The organism is Rugamonas sp., from assembly GCF_025354735.1.
GTDB lineage: Bacteria > Pseudomonadota > Gammaproteobacteria > Burkholderiales > Burkholderiaceae_D > Rugamonas.
The window spans coordinates 1-19106 of sequence record NZ_JANXMI010000302.1; the positions used below are offsets into that span (position 1 = coordinate 1).

19 protein-coding genes are annotated in these 19106 nt (G+C 66.2%); 11 read left to right on the top strand and 8 right to left on the bottom strand.

What is annotated here, in order from left to right; genetic code table 11:
• Nucleotides 1-78: 78 nt before the first annotated feature.
• Nucleotides 79-351 carry a BrnT family toxin gene (locus Q0S71_RS24850; RefSeq protein ID WP_296001658.1) on the top strand — a complete coding sequence of 91 codons (273 nt, stop codon included), beginning with the start codon at nt 79-81 and terminating at the stop codon, nt 349-351.
• Nucleotides 335-613 (top strand): hypothetical protein, encoded by a 279-nt coding sequence (locus Q0S71_RS24855; protein WP_296001660.1) that lies wholly within the window; start codon nt 335-337, stop codon nt 611-613. Before Q0S71_RS24850 ends, Q0S71_RS24855 begins: the two co-directional genes overlap by 17 nt.
• Here Q0S71_RS24855 and Q0S71_RS24860 read toward each other — a convergent pair.
• The gene (locus Q0S71_RS24860) at nt 610-2223 is read right to left on the bottom strand and encodes an FMN-binding glutamate synthase family protein (RefSeq protein WP_296001662.1); all 1614 of its coding nucleotides are present in this window, start codon (nt 2221-2223) and stop codon (nt 610-612) included. The genes Q0S71_RS24855 and Q0S71_RS24860 overlap by 4 nt on opposite strands.
• Before the next feature lie 164 nt (nt 2224-2387).
• On the opposite strand from Q0S71_RS24860, the gene Q0S71_RS24865 reads away from it, so the two are divergent.
• The 4 genes from Q0S71_RS24865 to Q0S71_RS24880 all read left to right on the top strand — a co-directional run bounded on the left by Q0S71_RS24865 (nt 2388) and on the right by Q0S71_RS24880 (nt 4908).
• A complete protein-coding gene (locus Q0S71_RS24865) occupies nt 2388-3059 on the top strand; it encodes a glutathione S-transferase (protein ID WP_296001663.1) in 672 nt (223 codons plus the stop codon).
• Between the two features lie 81 nt (nt 3060-3140).
• The gene (locus Q0S71_RS24870; RefSeq protein ID WP_296001665.1) at nt 3141-3575 is read left to right on the top strand and encodes an Sbal_3080 family lipoprotein; all 435 of its coding nucleotides are present in this window, start codon (nt 3141-3143) and stop codon (nt 3573-3575) included.
• Nucleotides 3576-3632: 57 nt separating this feature from the next.
• Nucleotides 3633-4409, top strand: coding sequence for a 5'-3' exonuclease H3TH domain-containing protein (locus Q0S71_RS24875; protein ID WP_296001667.1), 777 nt, complete (start codon nt 3633-3635; stop codon nt 4407-4409).
• A gap of 37 nt (nt 4410-4446) precedes the next feature.
• On the top strand, nt 4447-4908 hold the full coding sequence (locus Q0S71_RS24880; RefSeq protein ID WP_296001668.1) for a response regulator: 462 nt from the start codon (nt 4447-4449) through the stop codon (nt 4906-4908).
• Here the strand turns inward: Q0S71_RS24880 and mnmA are convergent.
• Nucleotides 4905-6014, bottom strand: a complete 1110-nt coding sequence (mnmA, locus tag Q0S71_RS24885) for a tRNA 2-thiouridine(34) synthase MnmA (protein WP_296001669.1) — start codon at nt 6012-6014, stop codon at nt 4905-4907. The two genes, Q0S71_RS24880 and mnmA, sit on opposite strands and share 4 nt — an antisense overlap.
• A 40-nt stretch (nt 6015-6054) precedes the next feature.
• A complete protein-coding gene (locus tag Q0S71_RS24890; RefSeq protein WP_296001671.1) occupies nt 6055-6552 on the bottom strand; it encodes an NUDIX hydrolase in 498 nt (165 codons plus the stop codon).
• Between the two features lie 222 nt (nt 6553-6774).
• Here Q0S71_RS24890 and Q0S71_RS24895 point away from each other — a divergent pair, with 222 nt between their 5' ends.
• Genes Q0S71_RS24895 through Q0S71_RS24905 form a run of 3 tightly spaced genes read left to right on the top strand, consistent with a single transcriptional unit; the run spans nt 6775 to nt 9728 of the window.
• Entirely contained in the window at nt 6775-7887 is a 1113-nt protein-coding gene (locus tag Q0S71_RS24895) for a Re/Si-specific NAD(P)(+) transhydrogenase subunit alpha (RefSeq protein WP_296001672.1), read from the top strand.
• Between the two features lie 51 nt (nt 7888-7938).
• Nucleotides 7939-8253, top strand: coding sequence for an NAD(P) transhydrogenase subunit alpha (locus Q0S71_RS24900; protein ID WP_296001675.1), 315 nt, complete (start codon nt 7939-7941; stop codon nt 8251-8253).
• Between the two features lie 17 nt (nt 8254-8270).
• The gene (locus tag Q0S71_RS24905; RefSeq protein WP_296001687.1) at nt 8271-9728 is read left to right on the top strand and encodes an NAD(P)(+) transhydrogenase (Re/Si-specific) subunit beta; all 1458 of its coding nucleotides are present in this window, start codon (nt 8271-8273) and stop codon (nt 9726-9728) included.
• Between the two features lie 355 nt (nt 9729-10083).
• Here Q0S71_RS24905 and Q0S71_RS24910 read toward each other — a convergent pair whose 3' ends face one another.
• The 5 genes from Q0S71_RS24910 to Q0S71_RS24930 all read right to left on the bottom strand — a co-directional run bounded on the left by Q0S71_RS24910 (nt 10084) and on the right by Q0S71_RS24930 (nt 15212).
• Nucleotides 10084-10695, bottom strand: coding sequence for a hypothetical protein (locus tag Q0S71_RS24910; RefSeq protein WP_296001676.1), 612 nt, complete (start codon nt 10693-10695; stop codon nt 10084-10086).
• A gap of 60 nt (nt 10696-10755) precedes the next feature.
• The gene (locus tag Q0S71_RS24915) at nt 10756-12009 is read right to left on the bottom strand and encodes an FAD-dependent monooxygenase (RefSeq protein WP_296001678.1); all 1254 of its coding nucleotides are present in this window, start codon (nt 12007-12009) and stop codon (nt 10756-10758) included.
• 20 nt (nt 12010-12029) lie between these two features.
• On the bottom strand, nt 12030-13340 hold the full coding sequence (gene pepP, locus Q0S71_RS24920; protein WP_296001689.1) for a Xaa-Pro aminopeptidase: 1311 nt from the start codon (nt 13338-13340) through the stop codon (nt 12030-12032).
• 89 nt (nt 13341-13429) lie between these two features.
• Nucleotides 13430-14161, bottom strand: coding sequence for an N-acetylmuramate alpha-1-phosphate uridylyltransferase MurU (gene murU / locus Q0S71_RS24925; RefSeq protein ID WP_296001680.1), 732 nt, complete (start codon nt 14159-14161; stop codon nt 13430-13432).
• Between the two features lie 7 nt (nt 14162-14168).
• A complete protein-coding gene (locus Q0S71_RS24930) occupies nt 14169-15212 on the bottom strand; it encodes a phosphotransferase (protein ID WP_296001681.1) in 1044 nt (347 codons plus the stop codon).
• Nucleotides 15213-15330: 118 nt separating this feature from the next.
• Between Q0S71_RS24930 and Q0S71_RS24935 the strand changes: the two genes are divergently transcribed.
• On the top strand, nt 15331-17562 hold the full coding sequence (locus Q0S71_RS24935) for an LPS-assembly protein LptD (protein WP_296001683.1): 2232 nt from the start codon (nt 15331-15333) through the stop codon (nt 17560-17562).
• Nucleotides 17563-17631: 69 nt separating this feature from the next.
• Entirely contained in the window at nt 17632-19068 is a 1437-nt protein-coding gene (locus Q0S71_RS24940; protein ID WP_296001685.1) for a peptidylprolyl isomerase, read from the top strand.
• The last annotated feature ends 38 nt before the right edge of the window (nt 19069-19106 follow it).

Here is a 19106-nt window from a genome sequence, read left to right on the forward strand (position 1 = left end):
GGCGCAAGTGCGTCGCGCGCGGTTTCATTACTGTATCCGTTCACCCGATTGAACTTTCAATCGCAGCGGATACTCTAAATGACAGAGGTTACTTTCGATCCCCTGAAAGACCAGCTGAACCGGCGCAAGCACGGCATCTCGCTGGCGGACGCGCGCCGGTTTGATTGGGAGTATGCCGACCTGTGGCTCGATCAACGGCATAATTACGGTGAGTCGCGCCAGTGCGGGACGGGACGTATCGGTCTGCGCCTGTATTTTGTGGTCTTCGTGTGGCGCAAGGGGAAACGAAGAATTATCAGCTTACGTAAAGCGAATGACAGGGAGGAAAAACGCTATGTCCAGAACAGATAAGCTCATTTATGTCACCCCCGAGGAGGATGCCGCGATCACGGCGGCCGCCATGGACGATCCCGATACGATATTGCCGACCGATGAGGAGTTGGCCCAGTTCAAGCCGTGGGCGGAATACGAAAAGCTGGAAGAGCAGTTGCTGCACTGGTGCGACCGCGAGGTGGTCGATGCCTACACCAGGACCGGCCACGAATGGCAGCGCCACATCAACGGCGCGCTGCGCGAGTGGGCCGAGCGCAACGGCCTGCTGGCTAAGTCTTAGCTTTCCAGCGCGTGGAAGGACTCGGCCTGCGCCACCGGCCAGTACAGGCCGAACACGGGTGGCATGCGCGACAGCTGGGTGGCGTCGAGCAGCTGGCCCGGCTCCAGATACGGCAGCAGCGCCGACGCCAGCTTGACCTGGTTGGGGGAAATGCGCCGCACCAGGTGGTGTGGCCGCAGTTCGGACGGGTGGCTGAGGCCGGCGGCGGCGATCAGCTCGGCCAGCGCCTTGACCGTGTTTTCGTGGAAGTGGGCCACGCGGTTGGTCTTGTCGGGCACGACCAGCGCGCGCTGGCGGTCGCGGTCCTGGGTCGCCACGCCGGTCGGGCAGCGGTCGGTGTGGCAGCTTTGCGACTGCACGCAGCCGAGCGCGAACATGAAGCCGCGCGCCGAGTTGCACCAGTCGGCGCCGAGCGCGATGGTGCGGGCGATGTCGAAGGCGGTGACGATCTTGCCGGAGGCGCCGATCTTGACCTTGTCGCGCAGGTTGGCGCCGACCAGGGTGTTGTGCACCATGAGCAGCGCTTCCTGCAGCGGCGTGCCGACGTGGTCGGTGAACTCGACCGGCGCGGCGCCGGTGCCGCCCTCGCTGCCGTCGACGACGATGAAGTCGGGCACGATGCCGGTGGCCAGCATGGCCTTGACGATGGCGAAGAATTCCCAGGGGTGGCCGATGGCCAGTTTGAAGCCGGTCGGCTTGCCGCCCGACAGCGTGCGCAGGCGGTCGATGAAGGCCAGCATTTCCAGCGGCGTCGAGAAGGCGCTGTGGGCGGCCGGCGAGACGCAGTCCTGGCCCGGCATGACGCCGCGCGTGGTGGCGATTTCTATCGTCACCTTGGAGCCGGGCAGCACGCCGCCGTGGCCGGGCTTGGCGCCCTGCGACATTTTCAGTTCTATCATTTTGACTTGCGGCGTGGTCGCGTTGGCGATGAATTTTTCTTCCGAAAATGTGCCGTCGGCGTTGCGGCAGCCGAAGTAGCCGGAACCGATTTCCCACACCAGGTCGCCGCCGTGCTCGCGGTGGTAGGGGCTGATGCTGCCTTCGCCGGTGTCGTGCATGAAGCCGCCGATCTTGGCGCCGCCGTTGAGCGCCAGGATGGCGTTGGCCGACAGCGCGCCGAAGCTCATGGCCGAGATGTTGAAGACGCTGGCCGAATACGGCTGGGCGCGCGGGCAGTCCGGGTGGTTGCCGATGGCGATGCGGAAGTCGTGGTCGGCGATCGTGGCCGGCTGGATCGAGTGGTTGATCCACTCGTAGCCGGTGGCGTAGACGTCGAGCTGGGTGCCGAAGGGGCGCTTGTCGGTCTGGCGCTTGGCGCGCTGGTAGACGATGCTGCGCTGGTTGCGCGAGAACGGCGTGGCGACGGTGTCGTCTTCGAGGAAATACTGGCGGATCTCGGGGCGGATCGACTCAAAGAAGAAGCGGAAATGGGCCAGGATGGGGTAGTTGCGGCGCAGCGCGCGCTTGGTTTGCACCATGTCGACGATGCCGACGACGGTCAGGGCGGCGGCCAGCAGCGGCAGCCACAGGCTGTCGGACAGCACGAGCGAGGCGATCAGTACGAAGACGGACAGGGCGAGGGCGAGATAGCGGACGGAAAACAAACGCATGGAAACTCCGGTGGGTGGCGCGGGGTGCTGCGGCGATGCCAGCGGTGCCGATGGGCACAGGCAGTGTACTGCGCTTTGGGCGGCGCGGCCATAGGCGCCGCCGCCGGGGCGGCAACAATGTTAAGCTGGCATGATCGCGGCGCGCCGCACCACCGGGACCATCGATGATTACCGTACACCACCTGAATAATTCGCGCTCGCAGCGCGTGCTGTGGCTGCTTGAAGAGCTGGGCCTGGAGTACCAGATCGTGCGCTACCAGCGCGATCCCCAGACCATGCTGGCGCCGCCGGAACTGCGCGCCATCCACCCGCTGGGCAAGTCGCCCGTCATCACGGACGCGGGCGCGACGGTGGCCGAATCGGGCGCCATCGTCGAATATCTGCTGGACCGTTACGGCCATGGCCGTTTGGTGCCGGCGGCCGGCACGCCGGAGCGGCTGCGCTGGACTTATTTCCTGCACTACGCGGAAGGCTCGGCGATGACGCCGCTGCTGCTCAAGCTGGTGTTCGACCGCGTCGAGACCAGCCCGGCGCCGTTCTTCGTCAAGCCGATCGCGCGCGCCATCGCGCGCAAGGTCAAGGGCACGTATATTTCGCCGCAGATCGAGCAGCACCTCGATTTCCTGGAGGGCGAGTTGAGCGCGCGCGACTGGTTCGCCGGCGGCGAGTTCAGCGCGGCCGACATCCAGATGAGCTTCGCGCTGGAGGCGGCCGTGCTGCGCGGCGGCCTCAACGCGAGCCGCCCCCAGTTGATGGCCTTCCTGAGCCGCATCCACGCGCGGCCGGCGTTCCAGCGCGCGCTGGAGCGGGGCGGGCCTTACGATTTGGCGAGCTGAACAAAAAGATAATTTCCCATGGGAATGTTCGTGCTGTATGATGCTTGCTTCAAAAGCAAGTACATCGGATAGGACGGACCCATGGCGACACGCAGCGTATTGTTATTCATCTCCGGCGTGGCGCTGAGCGGCTGCGCCATACAGCAGACGGTCAAGCCGGTCGAGCATTTCGCCGATCAGCAGGTCTGCGTGATCGAGAATCCGGCCGTCCGCGAAGGTTTCGTCGAATCGTACCGGCATGCGCTGGAGACCAAGGGTTATGTGGCGCGGCAGCTGCCGGCGACGGCCTCGATCATCGAATGCCCTATCACGTCGACCTACACCGCCAACTGGCGCTGGGACCTGGCCATGTATATGTCGTATGCCGATATCAAGGTCTACAACAACGGCAAGCCGATCGGCGAGGCGGTGTACGACTCCCGGCATGCCGGCGGCAATATGGGCAAGTTCATCAACGCCGACCATAAAATCACCGAGCTGGTCGACCAGCTCTTCCCCGGCGGCGCCGGGCGCTAGTGCCGGCGCGCCGGCCTGCGGTAAAATGGCCGTTTTTACACGCCCGGGTGATTTTGTATGGGTAGACTCCTCGCCATCGACGGCCTCAACATCGTGCGCCGCGTCTATGAGGCCAGCCCGGAACCGGACAGCGCCGAGAAGGCCGAGATCGCGCTGCGCCACGCGCTGTCCTCGTTCCGCAAGCTCATCACGGACCACGAACCGAGCCACGTGCTGCCGGCCTTCGATTTCGGCGGGTCCACGTGGCGCCACGATTTGTATGCCGGCTACCGCGCCGGCCGCGCGCCCATGCCGGCGCCGCTGCGCGCGGCGTTGCCGCGCTTTTATGAGGAGTTGGCGGCCTTCGGCCTGCACGTGGTGTCGCTGCCGCAGGTCGAGGCCGACGATGTCATCGGCACCGTCGTCACGCGCTGGCTGGCCGAGGGCCGCGGCGAGGCGACCGTGGCCTCGACCGACAAGGATTTGCACGGCCTGATCGCGCACGGGGCCCGGGTCTGGGACCATTTCAAGAGCGAGTGGCACGACCGCGACTGGGTCGAGCGCAAATGGGGCGTGCCGCCCGAGCAGCTGCCCGACTTGCTGGCGCTGATGGGCGACGTCACCGACAGCATCCCCGGCGTGTCCAAGGTCGGCGTCAAGACGGCGGCGCGGCTGTTGCGCACTTATGGCGGGCTGGACGCCATCATGGCCGGGGCCGGCATCCTCAAGGACGGGCTGGGCGAAACCCTACGAAAAGAGCGCGAAATGCTGTATCTTTCTCGACAGCTGGTGCAATTGAAAACGGATGTGCGGGTCGGCGTGACGTGGAATATGCTGGCCTGGGAGCGCTTTTGAGCGGCCGTCCAGGAAACGAATTTAGCGAGGTCTGACGATGTTAAAAGCCATCATTATCGATGCCAGCGCCGTGGCGCGCGGCTTGCTCAACACGGTGTTGCTCGACGGCGGCTACGATGTGGTGGGCCAGACCCACACTTGCGCCAGCGGCATGGCGCTGCTGCTCAAGCACCAGCCCCACATCGTCTGCATCGCGCGCGAGCAGATCGAAAGCGGCGGCGACGTGGTGCGCGAAATGAAGACCAACTGGCCGAAGACGCTGATCTTCATGGTGTCGAGCGAGTTCGACGCGGCCACCGTGCAGGCCGGCCACGCCATGGGCGTGAACGGTTTCATCGTCAAGCCCTTCAAGGCCGACACCGTGCTCAATACCATACGCAACACGGTGATCGCGATGGTCAAGCGCCAGCGCGCGGCGCTGGCGGCGCAGGAAACGCAGGACGCGCCGGGAACGCAGGACGCGCCCGGCGGCGCTGGCGCGGCGGCGCCGGCCGCCTAGCCGGCGGCGAAGGTCGAGCCGGCGATGATGCCGCCGCCGAGGCAGACGTCGCCGTCGTACAGCACGGCCGACTGGCCCGGCGTGACGGCCCACTGGGCGTCCATGAAGCTGAGCGCGAAGTCGCTGGCGCCGTCGGGCGCGATGGCGCAGGCGACGTCGGCCTGGCGGTAGCGGGTCTTGGCCGACAGCGCGCCGGCGGCCGGCGCGGCGCCGGCGATCCAGCTGGCCTGGTCGGCCTGCAGGGCGGCCGACAGCAGCCACGGGTGGTCGTGGCCCTGGACGATGTAGAGGATGTTGTTGACGATGTCCTTGCGCGCCACGTACCAGGCGTCGCTGCTGCCGTCGGGATTTTTATAGGCCTTCATGCCGCCCACGCCTATGCCCTTGCGCTGGCCCAGGGTGTAAAAGCTCAGGCCGACGTGTTCGCCGACCACCTTGCCGTCCGGCGTCATCATCGGGCCCGGCTTGTAGGACAGGTAGCGGTTGAGGAATTCGCGGAAGGGGCGCTCGCCGATGAAGCAGATGCCGGTCGAATCCTTCTTGGCCGCGTTCGGCAACTTCAGTTCTTCGGCGATGCGGCGCACTTCCGTCTTCGGGATTTCACCGAGGGGGAACAAAGTCTTCGACAGCTGCGCCTGGTTCAAGCGGTGCAGGAAATAGCTCTGGTCCTTGGTGTGGTCCAGCGCTTTCAATAATTGGAATTGTTCGTCCTGCCGGCGCACGCGGGCGTAGTGGCCGGTGGCGATCAGGTCGGCGCCCAGGTGCATGGCGTGGTCGAGGAAGGCCTTGAACTTGATTTCGGCGTTGCACAGCACGTCCGGGTTGGGCGTGCGGCCGGCCTGGTATTCGCGCAGGAAGTCGGCGAACACGCGGTCCTTGTATTCGCCGGCGAAGTTGACCGCTTCGATGTCGACGCCGATGACGTCGGCCACGCTGGCCGCGTCTATCCAGTCCTGGCGCGTCGAGCAGTATTCGGAGTCGTCGTCGTCTTCCCAGTTTTTCATGAATAGGCCGACCACGTCGTAGCCCTGCTCTTTCAGCATCCAGGCCGCGACCGAGGAATCGACCCCGCCCGACATGCCGATCACGACTTTTTTCTTACTCATCATTCATTCCAAACCAAACAGTGATAGTACAAACACGCCACTAGCCGAAGCGGGTCGTTGGGGCTTCCTTGTAGACCGAAGCGTGGGTGTGCAGCAGTTCCAGCGGCGCGCGCCGGCCGGCCAGGTATTCGTCCACGCATTGCAGCACGATGGGGCTGCGGTGGCGTTCCTGGCAGGCGGCCAGTTCGTCGCGCGTCAGCCACATGGTGCGCAGGATGCCGTCGTCGAGCGGGCGGTCGTGTTGCCGGCCGGCCGTGCCGCAGAAGGTGAAGCGCAGATACGTCACTTCCTCGCCCGTGCGGTTCGATGTGTAGCGCGACATATACATGCCCACCAGCGCCGTCGGCGTGAAGTCGTGCGCCGTCTCCTCCAGCGTTTCGCGAATCACGGCCTGCTCCAGCGACTCGTAGGGGTCGAGGTGGCCGGCCGGCTGGTTGATGCGGATGCCGTCGCTGGTCTCTTCCTCGATCATGAGGAACAGGCCGTCGCGCTCGATGATGGCGGCTACAGTCACAGAAGGTTTCCAGATACGCGGCATGTGTCATCCTTGAAAGAGCCGACATTTTAGCCTGTTCTGGCCGCCGCGTTGGTCCGCCGCTGCGGGGACAGAAGGGATGTCCCTGAAAGAACGCAAGGGCGGCGCGGAAATATCGTGTGGCCGGCGCAGCATACTTGCCAGTCTAAAAAGCTTGGCAATGGCGCAATGGTGGGCAATCCGTGTTAGATTCTAGTGTCAGTTTTTCATTTCATTGGAGGCAACATGAGAATAGGCATACCGGCCGAGACGCGCGCGGGCGAGACCCGCGTGGCGGCGACGCCCGAGACCGTCAAGAAGCTCGCGGCCCAACATCAATTGCTGGTGCAGAGCGGCGCCGGCCTGGCCGCTTCCGTCACCGACGCCGCCTACGCGGCGGCCGGCGCCACCATCGTCGACGCGGCGGCGGCCTATGGCGCCGAGGTGGTGCTCAAGGTGCGCGCGCCCGACGCCGCCGGGCGCGCGCTGATGGCGCCGGGCACGGTACTGATCGGTATGCTCAATCCCTACGACGCCGACAATCTGGCCGCGATGGCGGCGGCCGGCCTGCAGGCGTTCGCGCTCGAAGCGGTGCCGCGCATCACGCGCGCGCAATCGATGGACGTGCTGTCGTCGCAGGCCAATATCGCCGGCTACAAGGCGGTGCTGCTGGCGGCCGACACCTATCAGCGCTTCATGCCGATGCTGATGACGGCGGCCGGCACGGTCAAGGCGGCGCGCGTGCTCATCATGGGCGTCGGCGTGGCCGGCTTGCAGGCCATCGCCACGGCCAAGCGCCTGGGCGCCGTCATCGAGGCGTCCGACGTGCGCCCGCCCGTGAAGGAACAGGTCGAGTCGCTGGGGGCCAAGTTCATCGACGTGCCCTTCCTGACCGACGAGGAAAAGGACATCGCCCAGGGCAGCGGCGGCTATGCGCGCGCCATGCCGGCCGACTGGCTGCGGCGGCAGGGTGAGCTGGTGCACGAGCGCGCCAAGCTGGCCGACATCATCATCACCACCGCGCTGATTCCGGGCCGGCCGGCGCCGGTGCTCATCTCCGAGGACACGGTCAAGGCCATGAAGCCGGGCTCGGTGATCGTCGACCTGGCCGTGTCGCAGGGCGGCAATTGCCCGCTGTCGGAGCTCAACAAGACGGTGACCAAATACGGCGTCCACATCATCGGCGAGCCGGACCTGGCGACGCTGGTGGCGGCCGACGCGTCGGCGCTGTACGCGCGCAATGTGCTCGACTTCCTCAAGCTCGTCATCACGCCCGAGCACGCGCTGAAGATAGACCGCGAGGATGAGATCATCAAGGCCACGCTGCTGTGCGCGGACGGTGTGGTGCTGCGCAAATAAATCAGCCTATAGATCAGCAAAAAATAAGCTGTAAAAAAACAGGAGAATGTCATGGAAGTCAGTCATACCATCATCAATCTGATTATTTTTGTGTTGGCCATTTATGTCGGCTACCACGTGGTCTGGACCGTCACGCCGGCGTTGCACACGCCGCTGATGGCCGTCACCAACGCCATCTCGGCCATCATCATCGTCGGCGCCATGCTGGCGGCCGGGCTGACCGAGGGACGGATCGGCCAGGTGGCCGGCACGCTGGCCGTGGCGCTGGCGGCCGTCAACGTCTTCGGCGGCTTCCTCGTCACGCAGCGCATGCTGGAAATGTTCAAGAAAAAAGAAGCCAAGGCCAAGCCGGGAGCGCAGCCATGAACGGCGCCGAGCACGGCATGTGCTTCATCAGCATGAACCTGGTGACGATGATGTATCTGATCGCCTCGGTCTGCTTCATCCAGGCGCTCAAGGGCTTGTCCTCGCCGGCCACGGCGCGCCGCGGCAACGCCTTCGGCATGTCGGGCATGGCGATCGCGGCGGTGACGACGGTGGCCCTGATCCTCAAGCTGAAGGCCGAATCGGCGACGGGCGGACTCGGCTTCGCGCTGGTGACGGTCGGCGTCGTCGTCGGCGGCGCCATCGGCGCCATGCTGGCCAAGAAGGTCGAGATGACCAAGATGCCGGAACTGGTGGCGGCCATGCACTCGCTGATCGGGCTGGCGGCCGTATGCATCGCCGTGGCCGCCGTGTCCGAGCCGCACGCCTTTGGCATCGCGGCCGCCGGCGAGGCGCTGCCCTTCGGCAATCGGATCGAGCTGTTCATCGGCACCTTTGTCGGCGCGATCACGTTTTCCGGTTCGGTGATCGCCTTCGGCAAGCTGTCGGGCAAATATAAATTCCGCCTGTTCCAGGGCGCGCCGGTCAGCTTCGCCGGCCAGCACATGCTCAACCTGGTGCTGGCGCTGGTGATGGTCGGCTTCGGCATCGGCTTCGTCACCACCGGCGGCGTGGAGCCGGCGTGGGCGCCGTTCGTCGTCATGGCGGCGATCGCCTTCGTGCTCGGCGTGCTCATCATCATTCCCATCGGCGGGGCCGACATGCCGGTGGTGGTGTCGATGCTGAACTCGTATTCGGGTTGGGCCGCTGCCGGCATCGGCTTTTCGCTCAATAACGCCATGCTCATCATCGCCGGTTCGCTGGTCGGGTCGAGCGGCGCCATCCTGTCCTACATCATGTGCAAGGCGATGAACCGCTCCTTCTTCAACGTGATACTGGGCGGCTTCGGCGGCGACGCGGCGGCCGGCGGCCCGGCCGGCGCGCAGGAGCAGCGGCCGGTGAAAGCCGGTTCGGCCGACGATGCCGCCTTCATCATGAGCAATGCGGAAACCGTCATCATCGTGCCCGGTTATGGCCTGGCGGTGGCGCGGGCCCAGCACTCTTTGAAGGAGCTGGTCGAGAAGCTGACGCACAAGGGCGTGACCGTCAAGTATGCGATCCATCCGGTAGCCGGGCGCATGCCGGGCCATATGAATGTGCTGCTGGCCGAGGCCGAGGTGCCTTACGATCAGGTGTTCGAGATGGAGGACATCAACGGCGAGTTCGGCCAGACCGATGTGGTGCTGGTGCTGGGCGCGAACGACGTCGTCAATCCGGCCGCCAAGGATCCGAAGTCGCCGATCGCGGGCATGCCGATACTGGAGGCGTACAAGGCCAAGAGCATCATCGTCAACAAGCGCTCGATGGCGTCCGGATATGCGGGACTCGACAATGATTTGTTTTATCAGGCTAATACGATGATGGTGTTCGGCGACGCCAAGAAGGTGATCGAAGATATGGTGAAGGCGGTCGAATAAGTTGCTGCAATAAGTTGCTGCGCCGCTGGCACTGGGGCCGCGCCGTCCGTCGGGACGAGCGCGGCTTTTTCATGGCCGGAAGCTTATTCGACGGCGGAGTCTTCCGGGCGGAAGCGCATTTTCCGGCGTTCGGGCAGGTTCCAGCGGGATGAGTTGGTGTAGCCGTGTGCTGACGGCGGCGCGGGCTAGTATGCCGGCGGTGATACGTCCGTTGATGTTGCCGCTATGTTGCCGCTGATGTTGCCGCTGATGTTGCCGTTGATGTGGGCGTGGAGGCGGCCATAGGCGTGGCCGCCGCGCCTGCCGGGTCGGGCTGTTGTTGTTGTTGGTGATGGTGGTACTGCTGCTGTTGCTATTACTGTTGCGCTTGTTGTTGGCGCGCTTCGCGGCGGCGGACGCTGGCGTATTTCCAGTGCCGGTCGTGCGGCATCCAGATCGACAGGTCGCGCCAGGCGTTGCGCACGCAGCCGCTGAAGAAGCTGGCAAATTGGTTGGGCGAGACCGCGCTGCCCCGGTACATGAGGCGGTCGCCTTCGACGATGGCGCAGTCGTCGCCGCGGCTGAGAAACTTTTTCAGCATCGTGCCTTCCGGCAGAAACAGCGATTTCCACAGATAGCCGCGCGGCTGCGGCTGAGTTTGCATTTGGGCTGGCTTCGGGGGCGTGTGGGTTTTTTGGTCCAGCCAGTCGCGCAGGGCATCGGATGCCGCTTGCGATAAATCCTGCTCGTCGTCGTTGTCGCGTAAAAAGTCCAGCAATTCGACGAGCAGAGGGCTGGGTAGCTGCAGCGAAACCGTAACGGGAATCATACTGAAATCCTTTGTGTTGAACTGTCTGGAATTGTCTGGAATTGTCTGAAACTGTCTGCTTTTATAAATCAGACCGCAATGGCGGCGATGAGGTTCCCCAAAATCTAGCCCAATCGCACTTCCAGACAAAAGCAGACAATTCCAGACAAATCCAGACATGGAACGACGCAGGATTTCAGACAGTTTCCCGTTACGGACCGCGCAGGGACTACGGCACCCTCAGCGCCTGCCGTACATCATGAGCTCGGCAAGCAGGCCGCGCGCGGGCGCGACGACGTCGATGGCGGCCAGAGACAGGCCCAGCAGCGTCTGCGCCGGCGTATCGTTGGCGAAGACGCGGGCCATGGTATCGGTCAGGCGCATGGTCAGGCGCCGATCCTGGCGGCGCAGTTCGGTGAAGCGCGCCAGTTGCGCGGGCGTGGCGTCGTGGGCGAGCAGACGGGCCAGCACGGTGGCATCGCGCAAGCCCAGGTTCAGGCCCTGGCCGGCGACCGGGTGCAGGGTCTGCGCCGCGTTGCCGATGGCGACGGAGCGGGCGCTGCCGCGCGGGTCCGGATCGGCGTTCAAGCCGAGCGGGAAAGCCAGGCGCGGCGACGCGTGCGTGAAGCTGCCGACGCGCGCGCCGAAAGCGGCGCCGAGCCGCGCCAGGAAAGCGCCATCGTCCAGTGCCAGCAGGGTTTGCGCGGTGGCGGGCCGCACGCACCAGACCAGCGAATATTCCTCCCCCTGCGGCAGCAGCGCCAGCGGGCCCTCATCGGTGAAGCGCTCGAAGGCGCGGTGGGCCAGCGGCGCGCTGCTGCGCACTTGCGCGATGACGGCAGTTTGCTGGTAGTCGTGGCGGCGCGCCTTGCCCTGCTGATCGCCGAACAAGCCGCCTTCGGCCTGGACCATGATGGCGGCGCGCACGGTGCGTCCGGCAGGCATGTCATCCCCGGTATGCGGCAACGGCAATGGCGGCAATTGCGGCAATGGCGGCAACTGCGGCAACTGCTGCAACTTGAGAGCGAGCCCGGCTTCGATCTCGCTGTAATCGGTCACGCGGGCGGGGCGCAGACTGGCGATGCCGGCGCGGTCGCAGGCGGCGCCGAGCGCCGTCACCAGATCGCCATAACGGGTGACATAGCCGAGCGCCGGCACGCCATGTTCGGCGCGGTCGATCAGGCTGCGTCCGAAGCGGCCGCTGCGGGACACATGGATTTGGTGGATGGCGGTGGCGGGCAAGGGCCAGGCGCCGATTTCTTCGAGGATTTGCCGGCTGCCGTGCGACAGCGCGATCGAGCGCGGATCGGCGCTGGCCTGGGCCAGGGTCTTGGCGTCGATCAGGTCGATGCGGGACGGCGCCATGCCACGTCGGGCCAATAGCGCGGCCAGCGCCATGCCGACCGGTCCGGCGCCGCAGATGGCGATATCGAACCCGGGCCCCGCGCTCGGGTCCGCACCCGTATCGGCGCCCGAGCTCGGGTCCGCGGCCACGTTCCTATTCCTATTCATATTCATGGCGCGGCCCGCATGCATTGCTCGATCTCGGCCACCGTCTTCGGCGCGGCGGCGCTGAGGACGGTGTGTCCGGCGGCGCCGACGAGCACGTCGTCCTCGATGCGGATACCGATATTCCAATACTGTTCCGGCACGCCGGCGGCCGGCCGCACATAGATGCCCGGCTCGACCGTCAGCACCATGCCCGGCTGTAGCGGCCGCGACGGCTTGCACGGCGTGGCGAGGTCGCGGTACTGGCCGACGTCGTGCACGTCCATGCCCAGCCAGTGGCCGGTGCCGTGCATATAGAACTGCAGATAGCGTTGCTCGGCGATGACGTCGTCGACGTTGCCGACCACGTGGGCCTGCAACAGGCCGGTGTCGAGCATGCCCTGGGCCAGCACTCGCACGGCGGCCTCGTGGATGCCGGCGTAGCGCGCGCCGGGCCGCACGGCCGCCAGCGCCGCCTGCTGGGCCGCCAGCACCAGCTCGTAGAGCGTGCGCTGGGGCGCCGAGTAGCGGCCGTTGACGGGGTAGGTGCGCGTGATGTCGGCGGCGTAGCCGTCCAGTTCGCAGCCGGCGTCGATCAGCACCAGTTCGCCGTCCAGCACGCGGGCCCGGTTCTGCTGGTAGTGCAGCACGCAGGCGTTGGCGCCGCCGGCCACGATGGGCGGGTAGGCCGGGAACTGGGCGCCATGGCGGCGGAATTCGTACAGCAGCTCGGCCTCGATTTCATATTCGTACAGGCCGGGGCGCGAGGCGCGCATGGCGCGCGTGTGGGCCAGGGCGGAAATGGTGGCGGCGCGCTGCATCAGCGCCTGTTCGGCGCCGTCCTTGAACAGGCGCATCTCGTCGATCAGCGGCAACAGGTCGCGGGCCGTGGCCGGCGCCTCGATGCCGCCGCGCGACTGGCGGCGCAGCTGGTCGAGCCAGCGCTTGACCTGGGCGTCGAGCGCGGCGCTGTGGCCGAGCGCGTAGTACAGGGCCGGGACGTTGGCCAGCAGCCCGGCCATCTCGGCGTCGAGCTCGTCGATGGAATAGGCGGCGTCGAAGCCGTAGGCCATGCGGGCGCCGTCGGGGCCGTGGCGGTAGCCATCCCAGATTTCGCGCTCGGCGTGCTTGTCGCGGCAAAACAGGATGGCGCGGGCCGGCGCCGCGCCGCGGGCGGCCACCAGCACCAGCACGCTGTCGGGCTCGGTGAACCCGGTCAGATAATAAAAGGCGCTGTCGTGGCGGTAGGGATAGTCGCTGTCGCCGTTGCGCGGAACGACGGGGGCGGTGGCCAGCACGGCGACCGCGCCCGGCGCCACCTGCGCCATTTGCGCCATCAGGCGGGCGCGGCGCGCGGACCAGTCGGCCGCGTCGCCGCCGCCATGATCGGCCGCGCCGCCGCCATGATCGGGTGTGCCGGCGCCGCTCATGGCCGTCCGGCGCCGGGCGTGCCGGGCCGCTGCGGCGCGTTCAAGGCGTCCAGCTGCGCCACCGTGCCGACGTTGTGCCACTCGCCCTCATAGACTTCGCCGCCGACCTGGCCGCGCGCCGCGTAGTCGCGGATCAGCAGCCCCAGCCGCGCATGGCCGCCGGGCGCGATGCCGTCGAACATCTCGGGCCGGTAGACGCCGATATTGCCGAAGGTCCATTTGGGCTCGCCGTCGTTGTTGACCGAATACAGGCTCAGGCCGAAGTCGCCCTGTGGGTGGAACACGGGATTGGGCACCAGGTAGAGCCAGGCCATGTCGCGCCGCTCGGCCGGGTGGGGCCGGCCCCACATATCCGTGTCGTGCAACACGTCGAGCACCTGGCGGAAGTCGAAATACGGGCAATACAGGTCGCCCGACAGGGCCAGGAAGGGCTGCTCGCCCAGCAGGTGGCGGGCGTGGGCGACGCCGCCGGCCGTCTCCAGCGCCGTCGTCTCAGGCGAGTACAGCAGGCGGGCGCCGTAGCGGCTGCCGTCCCCCAGGGTGCGCTCGATGACGTCGCCGAGGTGGGCGTGGTTGATGACGATGTCGGTGATGCCGGCCCGCACCAGGTTGACGATGTGCCAGACGATCAGCGGCCGGCCGCGCACGGTCAGCAGCGGCTTGGGGCAGGTGTCGGTCAGCGGGCGCATCCGTTCGCCCCGTCCGGCGGCGAAGATCATGGCTTTCATCGCGGCCCTAGAAGGTGTAGCCGACGGTCGGCGCGGTGTTGTCGAGGGCGTCGAGCAGGCGCAGCAGCGGCTTCAATTCCTTGTAGCGGCCGGCCGTCTTGCGCACGTAATCGAGCACGGTCGGCAGGTCGGCCAGGTAGGCGTCCTTGCCGTCGCGGTGCCGCAGGCGGCTGAAGATGCCGAGGATTTTCAGGTGGCGCTGCAGGGCCATGAATTCGAAGTCGCGGTAAAAGGCGTCGATGTCGGGATTGACGGGCAGGCCGGCCGCCTTGGCCTGCTGCCAGTAGCGGATCACCCAGTCGAGCACCAGCTCCTCGTCCCACTGGATATAGGCGTCGCGCAGCAGCGAGGCGGCGTCGTAGGTGACGGGGCCGAACAGCGCGTCCTGGAAGTCGAGCACGCCGGGATTGCCGGCGTCCATCCACATCAGGTTGCGCGAGTGGAAGTCGCGGTGCACATAGACTTGCTGCTGGGCCGTCACGTTGGCGAGGATGGCGTCGAACACGGCGGCCAGCTCGGCCGATTGCTGCGCGCTCAGGGTGGCGCCCCGGTGTTTTTCGATATACCACTCGGGGAACAGCTTCAGCTCGCGCAGCAGGAAGGCGCGGTCGTACTCGGGCAGCACGCCGGGCTGGCTGCTGAGCTGGAACTTCAGCAGCGCCTCCAGCGCCTCGGCGTACATGGTCGAGGCGTTGTCGTGGTCCAGCACCTGCAGATAGGTGGTGGTGCCGAGGTCGGACATCAGCACGAAGCCGCTCTCGTAGTCGGTGGCGACGATGCGCGGCACGGACACGCCGGCGTGGATCAGCATTTCGTCGACCTTGACGAAGCCGAGCACGTTTTCGCGCTCGGGCGGGGCGTCCATGACGATCAGGGTCGGGCCCAGGCTGGCGCGGTGCTGGTCCAGCACGTCGACCCGGAAATAGCGGCGGAAGCTGGCGTCGGCCGAGGCGACGCGGGCGCCGGCGACGTCGACCAGCTGGAGGGAGGACAGCCAGGCGTGCAGGGCGGCCAGGCGCGGGTCGGTGGGCATTTCGGAGAATAAAGACATAAAGCTGGGCGGGAATCCGGTGTGAGGTGACAATTCCCATATAATAAGGGATTAAACTCAAAAAATCGCCTGTCATGGTGCCTGACCCGGTGTTCGACCCCTACTTTTCATGAGCTGCATGCGCTGGCTATCGCCGCCCCCCACTTCGCAACGCTGGGCTTACGCCTTCACGGCCCTGGTCACGGCCGCGTCCGTGCCGTCCTACGCCCAGACGCCCAAGGCGCGTCCGGTGCGGGTCGACGACCCCAACGCGCCGACCACCATCCAGGCCGAGGACATCACCGGCCGCCCCGACCGCGAAGTGACCCTGATCGAGGACGCCGAGCTGGTCAAGGACAAGACCCGGGTCAAGGCCGACACGGCCTGCTTCCGCCAGGTGGAAAACGAAGTCGAGGCCGACGGCCGCGTGCGCATCTGGCGCTACGGCGACTATTTCACGGGCCAGCATTTGTCGCTGAACATGGACAGCGGCCAGGGTTATGTCACCGACCCCACCTACAAGATGGAAATGAACGCCGGCCAGGGCGCGGCCGAGCGCATCAACTTCATCAACGAGGACGAGGCCGTCGTCATCGACGGCACCTACAGCACCTGCCAGGCCGTGCACCCGGACTGGTATCTGAAGTCGAGCACGCTGAACCTCGATTCCGGCCGCGACGTCGGCACCGCCACCAACACCGTGGTCTATTTCAAGGACGTGCCCATCCTCGGCACCCCGGCCATGTCGTTCTCGCTGTCGGGCGCGCGCCGCTCGGGCTGGCTGCCGCCCACGCCGGGCTTCGGCTCCAAGGGCGGCGCCGAGTTGCTCGTGCCCTATTACGTCAACATCGCGCCCAACCGCGACTTGACGCTGTACCCGAAACTGATCCCCAGCCGCGGCTTCCAGTTCGGCGCCAACGCCCGCTACATCGGCGAAACCGAGGCCGGCACCTACGCCGGCGACACCTTCTTCGAATACCTGCCGCACGACAAGCAGACCAACACCGACCGCTGGCAAATCAATTCCAGCCACGAGCAGGCGCTGGCCAAGGACTGGTCCTTCGGCTGGAACGTGCGGGCCGCCTCGGACGACAACTACCCCAACGACTTCGCCAAGACCGTGGCCGGCTCGGCCGAGCGCCAGCTGCTGCGCGAGCTGCGCACCGACTACCACGGCGACTTTTGGTCGGTCACGGCGCGGGTGCAGAAATACCAGGTGCTGCAAGACCCGGCCGCCGTCACCGACGCCTCGCTGTTCGTGCCGCGCCCCTACGACCGCCTGCCGTCGCTCAACTTCACGGCGGCCCAGTACGACGTGGCCGGCGGCTTCGACTGGCAGGTCTACGCCGAGGCCACCCACTTCTGGCACCCCGACCTGATACGCGGCATCCGCGAAGTGCTGATCCCGCAGGTGAGCTACCCCATCGTCGGCTCCAGCTACTTCATCACGCCGAAACTGATGTTGAACGCGGCCAGCTACCAGCTGGCCCCCTTCCAGGGCGCGCAGTCGCAGGACTTGACCCGGGTCGTGCCGACCGGCTCGCTGGACGCCGGCCTGGTGTTCGAGCGCGACGTGCAAGCCTTCGGCCGCGCCATGACGCAGACGCTGGAGCCGCGCCTGTTCTATGTGAACACGCCCTACCGCGACCAGTCGCAGCTGCCGAACTTCGACACCGCCGCCGCCACCTTCAACTTCAGCCAGCTGTTTTCCGAAAACCGCTACGTCGGCTCGGACCGCATCGGCGACGCCAACCAACTGACGGCGGCCATCGTGTCGCGCTTCCTCGAGGCCAACGGCGCCGAGCGCCTGCGCCTGGCCTTCGGCCAGCGCTTTTATTTCACCGACCAGCGCGTCCAGCTCGACGCCTCCACCCCCGTCAACGATTCCCGCTCCGACATGCTGCTGGCCGCCGCCGGCCGCATTTCCGACACCTGGAGTTTCGACAGCGCCGTCCAGTACAACACGAGCGCGCGCCAGGTCGCCAGTTCCAGCCTGTCGCTGGCGTGGCGGCCGGCGCCGATGAAGGTGCTCAACCTGGGCTTCAGCAACACCGTCAACAGCTTCCGCAACGTCGACGTCTCCGGCCAGTGGCCGCTGGGCCGGCGCTGGTACGGCGTGGCGCGGGTCAGTTACTCGCTGCTCGACAAAAAGGTCATCCAGAGCCTGATGGGCCTGGAATACAAGGCCGACTGCTGGGTCTTCCGCATGGGCGCCCAGCGCTTCGTGACGACGGCCACCAACGCCTCGACGCCGATCTTCTTCCAGCTCGAGCTGAACGGCCTGTCCAAGTTCGGCGTCGGCAATCCGCTCGAGGCGCTGAAAAACAGCATCCCCGGCTACCAGCGCCTGAACGAGGGCCAGGGCCGCTGAGCCCCGGCGGTGGCGCCGTTTTCGATTTTTCTACCTTGACTTTACCTTGACTGATGAGTGTTCTACATTATGCGTAATGCCAGTAAGCACCACCTGAACATCGCCGCACTCGTGTTGTGCGTCGCCACCACCGGTTGCAGCATGTTCGGCAAGAAAGCCCCGGCCACGCCGGCCGCCGACGCCAAGTCCACCAGCGCCAGCGCGAACGCGAACGTGCCGGCCGTCGCCGCCAAGCCGACCGCGGCCGTCGCCGTGCCGGCCACCAGCAACCAGGCCATCGACTCGATCGCCGTCATCGTCAACGACGACGTCATCACCAAGCAGGAGCTGGCCGCCCGCATCAAGACCGTGTCGGCCCGCATGGCGGCGCAGAAGGTGCCCATGCCCGACGCCGCCGACCTGCAGCGCCAGATTTTGGAACGCATGATCGTCGAGCGTGCGCAGATGCAGATGGCCAAGGAAATGGGCGTGCGCGTCGACGACGCCATGCTCGACCGCGCCGTCGGCCGCATCGCCGAACAGCAAAAGATGACGGTCCAGCAGCTGCGCGACGCCACCGAAAAAGAGGGCACGCCCTACGCCGCCTTCCGCGAGGAAATCCGCGAGGAAATCATCATGCAGCGCCTGCGCGAACATGAAGTCGACGCCAAGGTCCAGGTCTCGGACGCCGAGGTCGACAGCTATCTGGCCCAGCAGGCCGCCGCCGCCGCCGAGCAGTTCGAGCTCAATCTGTCGCAGATCCTGATCCGCATCCCGGACAACGCCTCGGCCGACACCATCGCCGCGCGCCGCGTGCGGGCCGAGGAAGTGATGCGCCAGCTGCGCACCGGCGCCGACTTCGCCAAGATGGCCGGCACCTATTCCGACGCCTCCGACGCGCTCAAGGGCGGCGAAATCGGCTGGCGCAGCCCGGACCGGCTGCCGCCCATGTTCGCCGAAGCGCTCGCCAAGCTCAAGCCGGGCCAGGTCACGCCCATCATGAAAAGCGTGGGCGGTTTCCACATCCTGAAGGTGGTCGACAAGCGCAGCGTGGCCGAAGCGGCCGCCGCCGCCGCCGTGCAGCAGACCCACGCCCGCCACATCCTCATCAAGGTCACCCCGACCATGAGCGCCTACGACGCCAAGCGCAAGCTGGTCGAACTGAAGGAGCGCCTCGACAACAAGGCCGCCACCTTCGAGGAACTGGCGCGCCAGTACGGCACCGACAGCTCGGCCACCAAGGGCGGCGACCTGGGCTGGCTGTACCCGGGCGACACCGTGCCCGAATTCGAAAGCGCCATGAACGCGCTGAAACCGGGCGAGGTGAGCGAGCCGATCGAAACGAGCTTCGGCTACCACTTGATCGAAGTGATCGAACGCAAGAGCGACGACGCCTCCAAGGAACGCGAGCGCAACGCGGCCCGCAACGCCATCCGCGAACGCAAGGTCGAGGAAGAAACCGAATCGTGGCAGCGCCAGGTGCGCGACCAGGCCTACGTCGAGTTCCGCAACGAGGACGCCAAGTAATGACGCCGGGGCCGGGCGCCGCTGCGGCCGCCGCCGCC